Origin of the sequence: Phormidesmis priestleyi ULC007 (assembly GCF_003003695.1) — a bacterium.
In the GTDB taxonomy this organism is placed as follows: domain Bacteria; phylum Cyanobacteriota; class Cyanobacteriia; order Leptolyngbyales; family Leptolyngbyaceae; genus Phormidesmis_A; species Phormidesmis_A priestleyi_A.
Genome location: NZ_PVWG01000011.1, coordinates 23,777 through 40,002, shown reverse-complemented (window position 1 = coordinate 40,002; position 16,226 = coordinate 23,777). Strand labels below are relative to the sequence as shown.

The window sequence follows — 16,226 nt, the reverse complement described above, 5'->3', positions numbered from 1 at the left end:
ACCAACCGGACTCAGCCTGATTAATTATGACTAACTTCAACCCATCAGACGAGAAAGCTAAAAAGGAATCACCCATGCAGGGCACTCCTGCCGCTCGCCCCCAGGCTGATCCTGCTTTTCCACCTCCGCCGCCCCTGGCTCAACTGGCTGCTCCTCGCTCAAGACCCGATGGCACTCAGCTCATGATCGAGCAAATGGTCAGAGATGCCCATGCTCGCCAAGCGTCTGATATTCACATTCGCGTGGGTGAGCCGCCCCGTCTGCGAATTCGAGGTCAAATTGTCTGTTTGTCAGATCATGTCGCAGTGTCACCCGAACTATTTGAAAAATATCTGACTGAAATGCTGAGTGAGCAACAGAAAAAGCAGTTTGTTGAGAAAAAGGAGCTAGACACCGCCATCTACTATCCAGGCTTTTTGCGCTGTCGGGTAAACTGCTTTGAGACCTTGACGGGCGGCGCGATCGTGCTGCGTCTGATCCCGCTTGATGTGCCGTCGATCGATGGGTTGGGGTTGCCTCCGGTACTCAAGCATTTGGTCACCTATCCGCAGGGTTTGATCTTGGTAACGGGTCCTACTGGGTCGGGCAAATCTACTTCGATCGCAGCGATGATTCGAGAATTGAATGAGTCAGATAGTCGCCATATTGTGACGATCGAAGACCCGATTGAATATGTCCACGCTTCGGGCAAGTGTCTAATCAGTCAGCGAGAGGTGGGGCTACACACTCACGAATTTCATGAGGCGCTACGGGCAGTCTTGCGGGAAGATCCCGATGTGATTTTGATCGGGGAAATGCGCGATCGCATCACCGTCGATACAGCACTAAAAGCAGCTCAAACAGGGCACCTGGTTTTAGGAACGCTGCACACCAAGAGCGCGATCGGCACCGTTAATCGATTGCTCAATATCTACAATCCTGATGAGCAGCAGGCGATGCGGACTCAGATTTTAGAGTCTCTGATCTCGGTGGTGTCTCAGCAGTTGTTGCCGACCACCGACGGCAGACGCACCGCTGTTCACGAAGTTTTGCTTAACACTGCCGCGATGCAAGACTACTTGCTCAAAGGTCAAGAAACCGATGCCTTCCAGTTGATGGAGACTGACACGAATGAAGGAATGCAAGTGATGAACCAGGCACTTTGTGAACTGATTTTGTTGGGTAGAATTAGCCCAGATGACGCGGTGAAAGCGTCTCCTGATGCGGGAGATTTACGTCGCCGAGTTCGCAACGAGGGCTATGATCCCGGACGGTCTTCTAATCGTGAGTTTGATCCAACGGCGCGAGAATATAACCCTGTTTAACGTGAATTCGACGACTTCGTTACTAGTCCGTCGCGCCCCCTAAATCCCCCAATTCTGGGGGACTTTGACTCAGAGATTTTGGCTTGAAGTCCCCCAATTTTGGGGGATTTGGGGGGCTCTCCCGAATTCACGCTCGTGACGAACCGCTTCTATCGAGCTGACATCAGTTTAGATTAGCGAAATATTCGAGCAATAAAAAAGGGCGTACTTGACACGCCCCTTTTTATTAGGGATTTACACAATCCCTATTTCTACTTCTTCGCGAGTTTTTTCGCCTTAGCCACCTTGCGGAGGCGGATTGACTTAGGCGTGACCTCTAGCAACTCGTCTCCACCGATGTACTCTAGCGCTCTTTCGAGGCTCATGTCGATCGGTTCTTTCAACTGCACTAGTTCTTCACCGCCCGAAGCCCGATGATTGGTCAACTGCTTCGCTTTGCAGACGTTTAACTCTAAGTCCTGTTGACGATTGTGCTCGCCAAGAACCATGCCCCGGTAGACTTTAACACCGGGTCTGATAAAGAAGACTCCGCGATCTTCGGCGTTTTGCATCGCGTAGAACGTGGCAACGCCTTCTTCAAAGGAGATCAGCACCCCATTGCGTCGCATCTCAATCTCGCCGCTAATCGGACGGTAATCTAGGAAGCTGTGATTCATGATGCCTGCACCGCGAGTCATTCGCATAAACTCACCCCGGAAGCCAATCAGACCCCGTGCCGGAATCACAAACTCTAGCTGGGTACGAGCCGAGGTGCCGACCTGCATATCTTGCATTTCGCCCTTGCGCTGACCCAACCGCTCAATGCAGCCGCCAACTGCTTCTTCAGGCACGTCTAAAACAAGGGTTTCAAACGGCTCACAGGGCTGACCGCTGACTTCGCGATAGATGACTTGAGGCTGAGAAACTTGAAACTCATAGCCTTCACGACGCATGGTTTCGATCAAAATGCCGAGGTGCAGTTCGCCCCGGCCCGAAACCGCCAGTTTGTCAGGAGAGTCGGTTTCTTCGATGCGGAGAGCGACGTTGGTTTCTAGCTCCCGGAAGAGCCGATCGCGCAACTGTCTTGATGTGACGAAATCACCTTCTTGACCTGCAAACGGCGAATCGTTGACTGAGAAATTCATCCGTAAGGTCGGTTCGTCAACTTTGATTAGCGGCAACGCCTGGGGATCGTTCGGGTCGGTAATCGTTTCGCCGATGTTGGCATTTGCGAATCCGGCAACCGCGACGAGGTTTCCAGCGGTTGCTTCTTCGATGTCAATGCGCTTCAGCCCTTCAAAACCCATTAGTTTCGAGATTTTAGATTTGACGATCGCGCCTGTTTCGGTGACGATCGCGGCTTGCTGACCGACGCGAATCGTGCCGTTATGAATCTTGCCGATCACGATTCGACCGAGATAATCAGAGTAGTCTAAAGTCGTGACTTGCAGTTGCAGTGGCTTTGACGCATCGCCGACCGGAGGCGGAACGTGGCGCAGAATCGCATTAAAGAGCGCCTGCATATCGGATGCCTCTTCTTCGAGGGTTTCCTTAGCAAACCCTGCCATGCCAGAACCAAACAGATAAGGGAACTCGCACTGATCATCGTCAGCACCCAGTTCTAAAAAGAGATCTAATACTTTATCAACGGCAACGTGAGGGTTAGCGCGAACCCGATCAATTTTGTTGATGAATACGATCGGGCGCAGCCCTTTCTCTAGTGCTTTCTTCAGCACAAAGCGCGTCTGCGGCATCGGGCCTTCGTTGGCATCGACGATCAGCAGACACCCATCCACCATGCCTAACACGCGCTCAACTTCGCCCCCAAAGTCAGCGTGCCCCGGTGTATCGACAATATTGATCAGCGTCTCTTTGTAGTGAACCGCCGTATTTTTAGACAGAATAGTAATGCCGCGTTCTCGTTCAAGATCGTTCGAGTCCATCACGCAATCTGGAACCGTTTCTCCTTCTCGGAACGTCCCAGATTGTTTGAGCAGTGCATCCACGAGCGTTGTTTTGCCGTGGTCAACGTGGGCAATGATAGCAACGTTGCGAATCGGGAGAGTCATAGAAGTTCCAGTGAAAAGGGTTAGAAATTTTGCGTTAGGAGGCTTCGATCGCCATCACGGTTTGGCATCATGCGTCGAAAATAGTAAAGAAGCCTTAATAATTCTATCTTAGCGGTTACATAAATAAATGACTTGAAGGCGCAATATTAAGTCGCAGTAACCAGGGTGAGAATGCGCTGGGCGATCGCAGGGGCAACCGGAATCACCGAAAGGCGATTGCCTGGTTTGACGACTAGTAGCTCATCGGGTGAGAACTGCGATCGTAACGTATCCAAGGAAACTAAATGAGGCAATTCTTCGACAAATTCAACACAGACCGTCTGCCATCGGGGTGACTCTTTTGTAGACTTGACATCGTAATAGTTGCTAGTGGAATCAAATTGCGTTGGGTCAGCGATGCCTGATTCAACGATTCTCATCACGCCAGTAATGCCCAGAGGAGCGGCGTTTGAGTGATAAAAAAAGGCTAGATCACCTGGCTGCATTGACCGCAGAAAATTTCGCGCCTGATAGTTTCGCACCCCATCCCAAATCGTTTGACGATCGCGTCTCAGATCAGCGATCCCATAGACATCAGGTTCAGATTTCATCAACCAGTAATTCATGGCAAAAACTTTCTGCTAAGGCGACTTAGCAGTCTAGCCGAAGACGCACCCAGAAAACGGGGTTTATCAGAGGAAAACGCCTTTTTAAATCACAACCTGCTATAAAGGTTTCGGAGAGGAGTGAACACAAGCATGAACCTACGTAAAGACGCATTAGAGATTCTTAAAGAGACGAGTCGGACGTTTTATATTCCCATCAGTCGGTTGCCATCAGGTCTACAAGAAGCAGTTGCGTCTGCTTATCTGTGTATGCGAGCGATCGACGAAATCGAAGATGACCCGGATCTAGAGAATTCCATCAAAGCCAAGATTTTGAGAGAAATTAGTCTGATTTTGCAGTCAGGCGTAATTGGGTTTAAAGATGGTGATTTTGACTCAGCGTTTGGCGAATATGCCGAGCAGCTACCCGAAGTCTCGCTGAGAATTGGCGAATGGGCAACGCTTGCCCCTGCCGATATTGCGCCCCGCATCTGGGAATCGACCGCAGCGATGTCAGACCGCATGGCGCATTGGGCAGACTGCAACTGGACGGTTCAGACCGAGACAGATCTCGATCGCTATACCTTCAGTGTGGCGGGTTCTGTCGGTCTGCTGCTTTCAGATCTGTGGGGCTGGTATGACGGCACTCAGACCGATCGCACTGAAGCGATCGGATTTGGTCGCGGCTTGCAAGCGGTTAACATTCTCCGCAATCACGGCGAAGATCTGACTCGTGGCGTTGATTTCTATCCCTCTGGCTGGACAAGTGACGATCTGCAAAACTACGCTCGTCGCAACATTCAGTTAGCCGATGCTTATACGGCTTCGTTGCCCTTGGGAAGCCCTGCTTCTGATTTTTGTCAGATTATTCTGACGCTGGGTCATGCCACGTTAGATGCGATGCTGCACGGATCTGAGAAGCTCAGTCGCAGTCAAGTGATCGATCTTGTTCAACAGGTGACGAGTTAGAGAGTTTGCCCAGGGGAAGGGCATGTAATCCTTCTCCTGCACTTGGTCTGTGGTTCCCGAACTACAAACACAGGTGAACCATGTGGATTTTGAGGGTTCCCGAACTCTCCCACTTCTATAAGCTCTTGCTGATCTGTTGTTCAATCGCCGCCTGAATCTTTTGATCAAAATCAGGATCATCTATGGTTGTAATCACAACTTTTGAGCGTTGATTACGACGATCTAAGTAAGCTTGCAGTGCGGCTTTATCGTTACGATGTTCTAAAAAATACTGCTTTAACTGCTGATCGGTCATTGCTGCATAATCAATTTGGCTCATTGACTACCTGCCCGTCTGGAGTGACTTCAAATTCGATTCCTTCATGATGACCTGACAGAACAAAGAGATTCTGAGTCCGTCGATCGATACAAACGAGATGAATTGGCTGAAACATGATGTAGGTTAGTCGGTAGCTGATTCGATACAGGCTTCTCAATTGTGCGTTGGTTGGCATTCATCACTTCCTCCAAGGCTCATCTTTCGTACCTCTTTTCGGCAATACCCATCTAAAGAGGTGTGAACACCGACCTTCTAAAATTGTTCACGTCTATACAATAGCGATATACAAGATAAAACTCTAAGGTCAGAGGGGGACACGATGCAGCCAACCAACCCCAATCAATTTACAGAAAAAGCCTGGGAAGCAATCGTTCGCACCCCAGAAATCGCAAAGCAATATCAGCAGCAGCAGATCGAAAGCGAACACTTGATGCGCGCTCTGCTAGAGCAAGATGGACTAGCCACCAGTGTCTTCAACAAGCTAGGAATCAATGTGCAGCGGTTGCGCGATCGCACCGACGAATTTATCAGTAGTAAGCCAAAAATTTCTGGCAGCGGTGGATCAGTCTATCTTGGTCGCAGCTTAGACACGCTGTTCGATCGAGCCGAAGACTACCGCAAACAGTTTGAGGATGAATTCATTTCGATCGAGCATATGCTGCTGGGATATGCGAAGGACGATCGGTTTGGAAAAGGGCTATTTGCAGAATTTAAGCTTGACGAAACTAAACTCAGAACCGCGATCGAACAGATACGAGGGAGTCAAAAGGTGACGGATCAAAACCCGGAAGGTAAGTACGAAGCACTCGAAAAATATGGACGAGATCTCACAGAGTATGCTCGTCAAGGCAAACTAGATCCCGTCATTGGGCGCGATGATGAGATTCGGCGCACGATTCAAATTCTCTCGCGCCGGACGAAGAATAACCCGGTGCTGATTGGTGAACCTGGCGTGGGCAAAACCGCGATCGCCGAAGGATTGGCACAGCGAATCATCAATCGAGATGTACCAGAATCTTTGCTCGATCGCAAACTGATTGCCCTCGATATGGGTTCTCTGATTGCTGGCGCGAAATATCGGGGCGAATTTGAGGAGCGCTTAAAGGCAGTTCTCAAAGAAGTCACAGAATCTCAAGGCACCATTATCTTATTCATTGACGAAATTCATACTGTGGTGGGCGCAGGTGCAACTCAAGGCGCAATGGATGCCGGAAACCTGCTCAAGCCCATGCTGGCGCGGGGTGAACTGCGATGTGTGGGGGCAACGACGCTCGATGAATATCGTAAGTACATCGAAAAAGATGCGGCGCTAGAGCGGCGATTCCAACAAGTCTATGTTGATCAGCCTAGCGTCGAAGAGACGATCTCGATTCTTCGGGGTCTAAGAGATCGTTACGAACTGCACCACGGAGTCAGAATCGCTGACAGTGCTTTAGTGGCAGCCGCCGTGCTTTCGACTCGCTACATCAGCGATCGCTTCCTCCCCGATAAAGCGATCGATCTCGTAGACGAAGCCGCTGCCAAGCTGAAAATGGAAAACACGTCAAAGCCAGACGAGCTAGACGAAATCGATCGCAAAGTCTTGCAGATGGAGATGGAGCAACTTTCTCTCAAAAAAGAGACTGACCCGGCTTCTCTCGATCGATTAGAGCGCCTCGATCGCGAACTGGCAGACCTTAAAGAAGAGCAAAGCCGCTTAAATGCTCAGTGGCAAGCTGAAAAGGGCGGTAGAGATCAGATCAAGGAGTTGAAAGAAGAGATCGAGCAGGTCAATCTCGAAATTCAGCAAGCAGAACGCGATTATGACCTCAACAAAGCGGCTGAATTGAAGTATGGCACGCTCACAGATCTGAATCGCCGACTTCAAGAAGCAGAAGCCCAAACCGCTCAAACTCAAAAGAGTGGCTCATCTCTGCTGCGCGAAGAAGTCACCGAAGCTGACATTGCCGAGATCATCTCGAAGTGGACGGGCATCCCGCTCAGTAAGCTGGTGGAATCGGAAATGCAAAAGCTGCTGCAATTAGAAGATGAGTTGCATCAGCGAGTGGTGGGTCAAGACGAAGCGGTGACGGCAGTGGCAGATGCGATTCAGCGATCGCGCGCCGGGCTTGCCGACCCCAACCGACCCACCGCGAGTTTCATCTTCTTAGGCCCGACGGGCGTAGGTAAAACCGAACTCGCAAAAGCCCTTGCTGCCTATCTCTTCGACACCGAAGAATCGATGGTGCGAATCGATATGTCTGAGTATATGGAGAAACACTCTGTGTCTCGTTTAATCGGTGCGCCTCCGGGATATGTGGGCTACGAAGAAGGCGGACAGTTAACCGAAGCAGTGCGTCGTCGTCCTTTCTCAGTGATTTTGTTTGACGAGATCGAGAAAGCGCATCCTGATGTGTTTAACGTCATGCTGCAAATTTTGGATGATGGTCGCGTCACCGATTCGCAGGGTCGCAAGGTGGACTTTAAAAACACCATCATCATCATGACCAGCAATATCGGGTCGCAATATATTTTGGATCTGGCTGGTGATGATACGCAATATGAAGAGATGCGATCGCGCGTCATGGATGCGATGCGATCGAGCTTCCGTCCTGAGTTTCTCAACCGCATCGACGAAATCATCATCTTCCACAGTCTCAACAAGTCTGAGTTGCGTGAGATTGTTAAACTGCAAGTGCAACGGCTGGAGAAAAGACTGGCAGACCGGAAGATGTCGCTCAAACTTTCTGATTCGGCGCTAGATTTCTTAGCGGAGGTGGGCTTTGATCCCGTGTTTGGGGCACGTCCGCTTAAGCGTGCCATTCAGCGCGAGTTAGAAACTCAGATCGCCAAGTCAATTCTGCGAAGCGAGTTTAGCGAGGGCGACACGATCTTCGTGGATGTTGGGGAAACGGAGCGGTTAGAGTTTCGACGCTTGCCGTCCGAAGTGCTAACAACTCAGTAATGTATGGTTGAGGGTGGGCAAAGTCCTGCCCTCTTTTTGTTGATGATCAACCCTGGCTGCTTTAACTGTCTTCATGCCGCAAACCCTGTCTCCCGACGAATTTTTCGACGCTTCTGGAATTATCTTAGATGCCCGCAGTCCGGCTGAATATGCACATGGACACATCCCCGGAGCGACTAGTTTTCCACTATTCAGCGACGACGAACGGGCACAAGTTGGAACTTGTTATAAGCAGCAAGGTAAGGAAGTCGCGATCGAGCTTGGCTTAACGCTCGTCGGCCCAAAACTCACCCAATTGGTGCAGACGGCTAAAAAACTGGCTGACGAGCGTCGAGTTCGACTCCACTGCTGGCGCGGCGGAATGCGAAGCAGCAGTCTAGCGTGGCTGCTCGAAACGGCGGGGCTGGAAGTCTTTTTGCTAGAAGGGGGCTATAAAGCGTTTCGGCGTTGGGCGCGATCGACCTTAGCAACGCCGCAAGCGATCGTCACTCTCGGCGGCATGACGGGCACCGGAAAAACGATTCTGTTGAATGCTTTAGCGGATCGAGGAGAGCAAATTCTCGACTTAGAGCATCTGGCAAATCATCGCGGCAGCAGTTATGGAAGTCTGGGGCTACCTCCACAGCCGACCAATGAGCACTATGAAAATCTACTTGCGATGCAGTGGGTGACGCTCGATCGCGATCGCCCCGTGTGGATCGAAGCCGAAAGCCATCGCGTCGGATTGTGTCGTGTGCCGGATGAGATTTTTTTGCGAATGGTTGAGTCGCCTGTCGTGCAGGTTGAGCGCTCGCGCTCTGAGCGCATCGGCATTTTGCTAGAAGTCTACGGTTCGGCTGACCCTGAAGAACTAATTGCCGCAACTGAGCGAATTAGTAGAAAGCTGGGCGGACAAAATGCACAAGCGGCGATCGCTCATATTCGTCAAGGTGACTTAGCGCCTGCAATTGATCTCGTTTTGAACTATTACGATAAAAGCTATTTATTTGATTTGAAAAAGCGAGAGGTTTCTATTTATCCAGTCGATGTTTCTGGGATTTCTATTGCCGAAAGTGTCGATCGACTGATTGAAAAGTCTAGAGAGATTTTTGTCGGAAATCAATCTCAATTTGCACAAGAATTAGTGATAAACCGGAGGTGACTATGGAGTTATCAATTGAACGCGATCGCTTACGAATTGATCTCAATCCCTGGGAAAGAATCTTAGCATTTTTCTTTAATCAAACGCTCGAAATTCCTCTCAATCATATTCGTCAAGCAACAATTTCAAAGCCCGAAACTGATTGGAAAGATGTCCGATTACCAGGCACTTTTCTTCCGGGTGTGATTAAGGCGGGTACTTATTATACGAGTCACGGGCGCGAGTTTTGGTATGCCACACATGACGAAAACTATTTGACGCTTGAACTAGATGATGAGTTTTATAAGAAAATTGTTTTGACGATCGAACAGAATCAAATTTGGCGCGATCGGATTAATCAAGAGAAGGGAGCGATCGCCCCATTCGATCAATAGTTGTACTGCTCAGGTTATGAGTTATACCGATTTTTGAGCTTTTTTGTATGAACGTAGTAGCTGAATGATTTTCTAAATGCCCAGCAAAAAGACACAACAGCAGTTAATTGCAGAGTTTCATCAAGCTCATGGGGATTACTACGATTACTCATCGGTAGAATATGTCAACTCGCCTTTAAAAATAAGGGTAATATGCCCTATTCATGGTGAGTTTGAAATTTCTCCTGGACATCATAAAAATGGAGTTGGATGTCGTAAGTGCTATTTTGAATCTCAAAAAATATTGAAGGAGGAGTTGGTCCACCGATCGCAGAAGCACTTCGGAAATCGATATGACTATTCACTTTTTATCGAGCTTCCTAAAAGCGGCGAACAAGTAAGCATTTTGTGTAGAGAGCATAACATAATCTTTTTGCAAGAACCTAGAAATCATATAGGTGGACATACGGGATGTCCCGAATGCTTATCGATTACGTTAGCTGGCTCTCAGCAGGAAAGAGGTGAAGTTAAATCAAAAGAAGATTTGAATAATTTGTTTGTTGAACGAGCTAGAAATGTTCATGGCAATAAATATGACTACAGTCAATTTAAGTATCTAACTGTAGACAAAAAAGGAAGAATATTCTGTCCAAAACATGGGGAGTTTTGGCAAACTCCAAGCAACCACTTGAGAGGTACTAATTGTCCAAGTTGTTCCCGTGATAGTCAACGCGAAACTACTTTCAAGAATAAATGTAAGGAATTAGGTGTGAATTATTGGAGATCTCTTAAAAGGCGTGAAGCCGGATTATCTGAAGAAAAGATATTTGATAAAGAATATGTTCGCGGTTCACGAAAAGTTGGCGAGATCATAGTATTTGGAGTTAAGTATCCCAATCTTAAGGAAGCAATAAGGTGTTTAAATCCACTAGCTAGCAGGCGCACCATAGCTCGGTGGATCAGAGCGGGCATACCACCTGAAGAAGCTTTTGATCGTATTCCTAACCCAGGCTATGCTGAAGGTATTATCTATTTAGTTACACATAAGAAATCCGGTAAACAATATGTTGGATTGACGATTCAGACTCTAGAGCGTCGATGGAAATATCATGTTGAACAAGCTTTCGCTGGATATATCAAGGGAAATGAATCATTACATTACGCGCTCCGAGAAAATGGTTCAGATGCTTTTGAAATACGACAAATAGACCGAGGTACTTCCAAAAAAGACTTGGAAAAGAAAGAAAGGGAGTGGATTAAAAAGCTTGGAACCTTGATTCCTAATGGGTATAATATTTCTACTGGTGGCGTAAGCGGTGGCTCAAACAAAAAAGTTACTTGTATTGACGATATCCGCTTTGAAAGTGTAGAAAAAGCAGCGATATATCTTTCTGAGACTCGGAATATAAGTCTCTCTGCGGCAAAGAAGAGAATAAGTCAGTGTCGGGTGAACGTTAAGACAATTGCAAAACCCGGTGAGAGCCTAACTAAAACAAAGGCTTACAAAGCATGGAGTAGGATTATCCATGGCGCACTCAACCCTAAGTCTAAAGAATATATTCCTAGATTAGAAATTTATGATTCATGGCGCGACTTCAAACAATTCTTACGAGATGTTGGAAATCCCCCCGAAGAGAGCATGGCGTTCTCTAGGATAGATAAGGATGAAGGATTCTTTCCAGATAATTGTGCTTGGCTGACCAAGAGTGAGTCGAGTATCATAAATGCTGAGTATATGAAGAAAAAAGGTAAGCTAGGAAGAAAAAACGCTCTGCGAGTATAGGAAGCTGCGGATTTGAGCGGTCACTGTGCCTAGCAATTGGTCAGAGTGGGTGAGTAAAGTCTTAGCGCTTCGTATCAGTGCTATTTGTCGTCGCTCAACTGTGCCTAAACATTGGTCAGAGTGGGTGAGTAAAGTCTTAGCGCTTCGTATCAGTGCTATTTGTCGTCGCTCAACTGTGCCTAAACAACCAATCGGATCATGACTCAACAAACCTGGAATCCAGAAAGTTATGCCAAGAACGCGCGTTTCGTCTCTGACCTTGGCGAACCGCTGCTCGATTTACTGCAATTGGTTCCTGGCGAGAGAATTCTTGATCTCGGATGTGGAGACGGAGCGCTGACAGAAAAACTGGTTGCCGCAGGTGGGCTTGTCCTGGGAGTGGATGCCAGCGCTGAACAAGTGCAGGCGACCCGTCAGCGCGGACTCGAAGCTGAAGTCTGCACTGCTGAAAATCTTCCCTTCGTTGAGGAGTTCGATGCGGTCTTTAGCAATGCCGTTCTGCATTGGGTTAAAGATCAACCAACAGCGATCGCTAAAGTCTATCGATCGCTCAAACCAAACGGTCGATTTGTTGCTGAAATGGGTGGGTTTGGCAATGTGGCAACGATCCGCAACGCACTTCACACAGCCCTTCAAAATCGCAGCATCAACCCGCAAGAATACGATCCCTGGTTTTTCCCAACAGCAGATGAGTATCGCGTTCTTTTAGAAGATCAGGGCTTTGAAGTGGATTCGATCGTCCTCTTTTCTCGTCCAACGCCGCTTCCGGGTGATATCTCTGGGTGGCTCGAAACCTTTGCCCAACCATTTCTTTGTGCGCTTCCTCCAGACAATTGGGAGGCTTGTGTTGAGGAAGTTCGCGATCGCCTGCGTCCGACTCTTTTCCAAGAAGGTCAAGGATGGATTGCTGATTACACTCGGTCGAGATTTCGGGCTATTCGACGCGCTGCTTAACCGCTTGAATTTCGAGTTCTAGAAACCCAGTTTGGGGATCGGACGATCGTAAAAAGATCAAATCTTCACTGGCTCCGATCACAATTTCAGCAGTGGTGTAGACAATGCTGTCGTTGTCGAGGTGCCCGCCGATCGTGTTCCCGACTGAATCGGCGATCGTAATATGCAAGTGCAGCCCATTCACTGATAAGGTGCCATTGAGCGAGAGAATTTCAAATTTTCCTGGCAAAATCTGACTCTTTGGTTGGTCAGCAAATCGAATTGCGGCTTGTTTAAGACTGCCGATCGCCGACAAAACAAACCCCGCCTGAATATTATTTGAAAGCGCAAACTCTTTCAAACTTTGGCGCAAATCTTGATCGGGCTTCAGTCGCAAAGCAAAGACTTTCATGAGGACGATCGCTCTGATCACTTTCCACAAATGACTCGCCGCATCTGCTTAAGATTAGTTGGCAAATCAAATTGAATGGCTTGCTCAATCAACACTCCCGGAATCGGAATCGTCGGAGTCGCCTGAACCGAGTAAGTGAGAATCGTGCCATCTCCACACGCTTGTAACTGCAAGTCAGCGCTGAAATCGCGAAAACTTCCCGACTCAAGATAGAACTGAATGCGCTGATGTTGAGTTTCTAAAACTTTAAGATGAATCTCAACCTGCGCCGTCAGAAACAAGAACGCTTTGCTGGCTTTTTGATAAATGCGTTTAACCTGCCGCTTCAGCACTGTACTAGAGCCACTGATTCCGTTATGCACGACTTCGCTACGGGTGATGTCAGGAAAAAACAGCGTCCAGCGAGGATAATCGGTCAACTGCTGCCAGACTTGGGCAGGAGAGACAGGGAGGTACATTTGGGCAGTAACGGCTCCTCCCCAAGCGGTGTAAGAGCGAGTTTTGAGTAGAATTTCACCGTTTAGCAACGAGTCGCGTTGAGCAGCACGAATCTCTGGAATGGTGAACGAAATTTCGGTAGATTCCTGAAGTAGGTTGGGTTTTGTCGATGCAGTCATCATGGTCTAGCACTCCTCAAGCAAGGTCAACGGGGCGATTTAGGCAATTTTATAAGTGCGGCAGAGTAGACGACAAAAATTGTAACGAGTCGTCGATCGCGCTCCTACCAACGTTAAGTTATCAATATAATTGATGCCTTGCCATAAAAATCTGCTGTTTTCTGATGAAGATTCAGAGAAATTTGCTAAAGGTGAGGAGACAAGAAACACAAGCATTATTGCGTGAAAAACTATGAGCAAGTCATCTAACTCAAGGGTTGTTGTCTTTTTGGGAGTCATTGGGCTAACGGCTCTGGTTTGGCTTCTGAGAGGAGTAGGGCTACTCACCTTTATCCCTGGATTTGTTTTGTGGACATTAATTTTGTTAACCCTCGTGCTAGCGATCGTCAATGGACTCATTGAGACGAGATAAACATTAAATCACTCCCAATTTAGAGTTACGCTCTCAACTCAAACTAGGGACTTCTGAGTCCAAAGTAGAGCTTATTGGTTAATCTTTGGTGACTTCAAACCCGCCCTCAGATGGATTGTTCTAAATTCAGCAATCGCGATAATAACAGCACTAAGTTAGCAACTTCTATCTAGTTATTAAAACCCTGTATTTTCAGATTAATGTACTATGAATTCTGAAACCCAAACCCGTGGACAGCTAGAACGTACTCTTTCTCAGCGCATTCAAGCCCTCTATCGCACTCAGCTTGGGCAGCAGCCAAGTCGAGTTCAGTGTCAAATTTTTGATGGTAAAGTTGTTATTGTTTTAGAAGATTCTATTACTAAAACTGAGCAAGTTTTGGTTGCAAGTGGTCAAGAAGATTTGGCAGAACAAGTGCGAGACGATCTCGACAAAGCTTTCAATCCTCAACTGACAGAGTTGATTCGAGAAGTGATTGGAATTGAAGTCGTTGATGTTTTAACGGATGCCACCCTTAAAACCGGGCGGATGGGTACGATCGCGGTTTTAGCCGATACGCCCCAGTTTCGTGAGCCTCAAGCGACTCGCAAACTTAGGAGTGATGCAAGTGCAGAAGATACAGAATAATTACTAGTTCAAGATCGTCAGGAGCGTCGTTATGGGAATCGCCACTACAAATCCAGCTAATGGAGACGTTTTGAAAACGTTTGAACCGTTGAGCGATCGCGATCTTGAAGCCAAGCTCGATCTCGCGCAGCAAACGTTTCTTAACTATCGAACGGTGCCAATGCAGCAAAAAGCGAGTTGGCTGAATCGGGCGGCTGAGATTTTAGAAGCAGAGCGCGATCGCTTTGGCAAAACCATGACGCTAGAAATGGGAAAGCCGCTCAAAGCTGCGATCGCCGAGGTCGAAAAATGTGCGTCGGTCTGTCGTTATTATGCTGAAAATGCCCCTCAGCTTTTAGCCGATGTTTCTGTTCAAACCGATGCGAGTCATAGTTTTATTCGCTATCAGCCGCTCGGAATCATTTTGGCAGTCATGCCGTGGAACTTTCCACTTTGGCAGGTGTTTCGATTTGCGGCTCCAGCGCTGATGGCAGGAAATGTTGGCTTGCTTAAACACGCCTCAAATGTGCCCCAGTCTGCTCTCGCGATCGAAGAGATTCTGCATCGGGCTGGCTTCCCAACGGGGACGTTTCAAACGCTGTTGATCGGAGCCGACCAAGTAGCGGCGATCGTGGCAGACGATCGAGTAAAAGCCGCAACTCTGACAGGCAGCGAACCTGCGGGCATCAGTTTAGCTTCGACGGCAGGAAAGCACCTTAAAAAAGTCGTTTTAGAACTGGGTGGCAGCGATCCGTTTATTGTCATGCCTAGTGCAGATTTGGAGACAGCTATCTCAACGGCAGTGACCGCGCGGATGATTAATAATGGACAGTCTTGCATTGCTGCCAAACGGTTTATTCTGGCAGACGCGATCGCTGATGAATTTATCGATCGCTTGGTCGAAAAATATCGTGCGCTAAAAATTGGCGACCCTCTCTTGCCAGACACCGATATTGGGCCGCTCGCCACCCCTGGAATTCTTAAAGATTTAGATCAGCAAGTCAAAATGAGCGTTCAGCAAGGCGCAAAAGTCTTGATCGGCGGTGAACCTTTATCCGATCGTCCAGGTAACTTTTATCCGCCAACAATTTTGAGTGAGATTCCGGCTGGCTGTCTAGCAGAACACGAAGAATTCTTTGGGCCTGTGGCGCTACTGTTTCGAGTTCCTGACATAGATGCCGCGATTCGACGCGCTAATGATTCCCCGTTTGGCTTGGGTGCGAGTGCTTGGACGACCAATCAACAAGAGCGCGATCGCTTCATTGAAGAAATCGAAGCGGGGTCAGTTTTTATCAACGGCATGGTCAAATCTGACGTGCGGTTGCCGTTTGGCGGCATCAAGCGATCGGGCTATGGGCGCGAACTAGGCAAAGAAGGAATTCATGAGTTTGTCAACATCAAAACAATTTGGGAAAAATAGGACGGTGCAAAATGAATAATTTTGAATCTACACCTATTTTCTATCGCCTCAAATGCAGAAAATCGGCGGCTTTTACTCGATCGATTCTGATTCTTCAGCGCTAAACCAGAGTAGCCGAACTGCCATGATTGCAAACCCTGCGGCGGCGATCGCTTTGGCATATTGAGCAGGCAATATTTGAGCGGTGCCTTCACCCACAATCACACCCAAAAAGCTTGCCAAAATTAGGGCAGCGATCGTGCCTAAAAAAACCGCTCTCGGAAATTTAGCGTTTGCGCCACTCAGGGCGATCGCGGCAAGCTGGCTTTTATCTCCCAACTCTGCCAAAAAAACGGTAATAAAACTCAACCCTAAAAGATGCCAATCCATCGCTGTGACTCC

The 16,226-nt window shown here is 48.1% G+C and carries 17 protein-coding genes; 10 read left to right on the top strand and 7 right to left on the bottom strand.

Annotated features, from left to right (window positions below):
• Window positions 1-26: 26 nt before the first annotated feature.
• Window positions 27-1,304, top strand: coding sequence for a type IV pilus twitching motility protein PilT (locus C7B65_RS11845; RefSeq protein WP_083582865.1), 1,278 nt, complete (start codon window positions 27-29; stop codon window positions 1,302-1,304).
• A gap of 251 nt (window positions 1,305-1,555) precedes the next feature.
• Here the strand turns inward: C7B65_RS11845 and typA are convergent, their stop codons facing one another.
• Together typA and C7B65_RS11835 are read right to left on the bottom strand one after the other, a co-directional pair.
• A complete protein-coding gene (gene typA, locus C7B65_RS11840) occupies window positions 1,556-3,352 on the bottom strand; it encodes a translational GTPase TypA (RefSeq protein WP_073071310.1) in 1,797 nt (598 codons plus the stop codon).
• Between the two features lie 146 nt (window positions 3,353-3,498).
• Window positions 3,499-3,957, bottom strand: coding sequence for an EVE domain-containing protein (locus tag C7B65_RS11835; protein ID WP_073071309.1), 459 nt, complete (start codon window positions 3,955-3,957; stop codon window positions 3,499-3,501).
• Between the two features lie 132 nt (window positions 3,958-4,089).
• Here C7B65_RS11835 and C7B65_RS11830 point away from each other — a divergent pair, with 132 nt between their 5' ends.
• Window positions 4,090-4,905, top strand: a complete 816-nt coding sequence (locus C7B65_RS11830) for a squalene/phytoene synthase family protein (RefSeq protein ID WP_073071307.1) — start codon at window positions 4,090-4,092, stop codon at window positions 4,903-4,905.
• A gap of 115 nt (window positions 4,906-5,020) precedes the next feature.
• Here the strand turns inward: C7B65_RS11830 and C7B65_RS11825 are convergent, their stop codons facing one another.
• Entirely contained in the window at window positions 5,021-5,224 is a 204-nt protein-coding gene (locus tag C7B65_RS11825) for a DUF6887 family protein (protein ID WP_073071305.1), read from the bottom strand.
• A complete protein-coding gene (locus C7B65_RS11820; RefSeq protein WP_073071304.1) occupies window positions 5,211-5,399 on the bottom strand; it encodes a DUF6888 family protein in 189 nt (62 codons plus the stop codon). The genes C7B65_RS11825 and C7B65_RS11820 overlap by 14 nt, the downstream gene beginning before the upstream one ends.
• A gap of 144 nt (window positions 5,400-5,543) precedes the next feature.
• Here C7B65_RS11820 and clpB point away from each other — a divergent pair, with 144 nt between their 5' ends.
• The 5 genes from clpB (at window position 5,544) to C7B65_RS11795 (ending at window position 12,399) form a co-directional block, all read left to right on the top strand.
• Complete coding sequence (clpB, locus tag C7B65_RS11815) at window positions 5,544-8,168, top strand: ATP-dependent chaperone ClpB (RefSeq protein ID WP_073071302.1); 2,625 nt, start codon at window positions 5,544-5,546, stop codon at window positions 8,166-8,168.
• Between the two features lie 73 nt (window positions 8,169-8,241).
• Window positions 8,242-9,309 (top strand): tRNA 2-selenouridine(34) synthase MnmH, encoded by a 1,068-nt coding sequence (mnmH, locus tag C7B65_RS11810; RefSeq protein WP_073071300.1) that lies wholly within the window; start codon window positions 8,242-8,244, stop codon window positions 9,307-9,309.
• Between the two features lie 2 nt (window positions 9,310-9,311).
• Window positions 9,312-9,683, top strand: coding sequence for a hypothetical protein (locus C7B65_RS11805; RefSeq protein WP_073071299.1), 372 nt, complete (start codon window positions 9,312-9,314; stop codon window positions 9,681-9,683).
• A 76-nt stretch (window positions 9,684-9,759) separates the two neighbouring features.
• The gene (locus tag C7B65_RS11800; protein WP_073071297.1) at window positions 9,760-11,445 is read left to right on the top strand and encodes a GIY-YIG nuclease family protein; all 1,686 of its coding nucleotides are present in this window, start codon (window positions 9,760-9,762) and stop codon (window positions 11,443-11,445) included.
• Between the two features lie 198 nt (window positions 11,446-11,643).
• Window positions 11,644-12,399, top strand: a complete 756-nt coding sequence (locus C7B65_RS11795; protein ID WP_073071295.1) for a class I SAM-dependent methyltransferase — start codon at window positions 11,644-11,646, stop codon at window positions 12,397-12,399.
• Here the strand turns inward: C7B65_RS11795 and C7B65_RS11790 are convergent.
• Window positions 12,380-12,790, bottom strand: coding sequence for a PPC domain-containing DNA-binding protein (locus C7B65_RS11790; protein ID WP_073071293.1), 411 nt, complete (start codon window positions 12,788-12,790; stop codon window positions 12,380-12,382). The genes C7B65_RS11795 and C7B65_RS11790 overlap by 20 nt on opposite strands.
• Window positions 12,791-12,807: 17 nt before the next feature.
• The gene (locus C7B65_RS11785) at window positions 12,808-13,410 is read right to left on the bottom strand and encodes an SRPBCC family protein (RefSeq protein ID WP_073071292.1); all 603 of its coding nucleotides are present in this window, start codon (window positions 13,408-13,410) and stop codon (window positions 12,808-12,810) included.
• A 229-nt stretch (window positions 13,411-13,639) separates the two neighbouring features.
• Between C7B65_RS11785 and C7B65_RS11780 the strand changes: the two genes are divergently transcribed.
• From C7B65_RS11780 to C7B65_RS11770, 3 genes are all read left to right on the top strand, one after another.
• On the top strand, window positions 13,640-13,819 hold the full coding sequence (locus C7B65_RS11780) for a hypothetical protein (RefSeq protein WP_073071290.1): 180 nt from the start codon (window positions 13,640-13,642) through the stop codon (window positions 13,817-13,819).
• Between the two features lie 207 nt (window positions 13,820-14,026).
• Window positions 14,027-14,446 (top strand): Na-translocating system protein MpsC family protein, encoded by a 420-nt coding sequence (locus C7B65_RS11775; RefSeq protein ID WP_073071288.1) that lies wholly within the window; start codon window positions 14,027-14,029, stop codon window positions 14,444-14,446.
• 31 nt (window positions 14,447-14,477) lie between these two features.
• A complete protein-coding gene (locus C7B65_RS11770) occupies window positions 14,478-15,845 on the top strand; it encodes an NAD-dependent succinate-semialdehyde dehydrogenase (protein WP_073071286.1) in 1,368 nt (455 codons plus the stop codon).
• A 72-nt stretch (window positions 15,846-15,917) separates the two neighbouring features.
• On the opposite strand, the gene C7B65_RS11765 is transcribed toward C7B65_RS11770, so the two are convergent.
• Complete coding sequence (locus tag C7B65_RS11765; RefSeq protein ID WP_073071284.1) at window positions 15,918-16,214, bottom strand: TMEM165/GDT1 family protein; 297 nt, start codon at window positions 16,212-16,214, stop codon at window positions 15,918-15,920.
• Window positions 16,215-16,226: the final 12 nt, after the last annotated feature.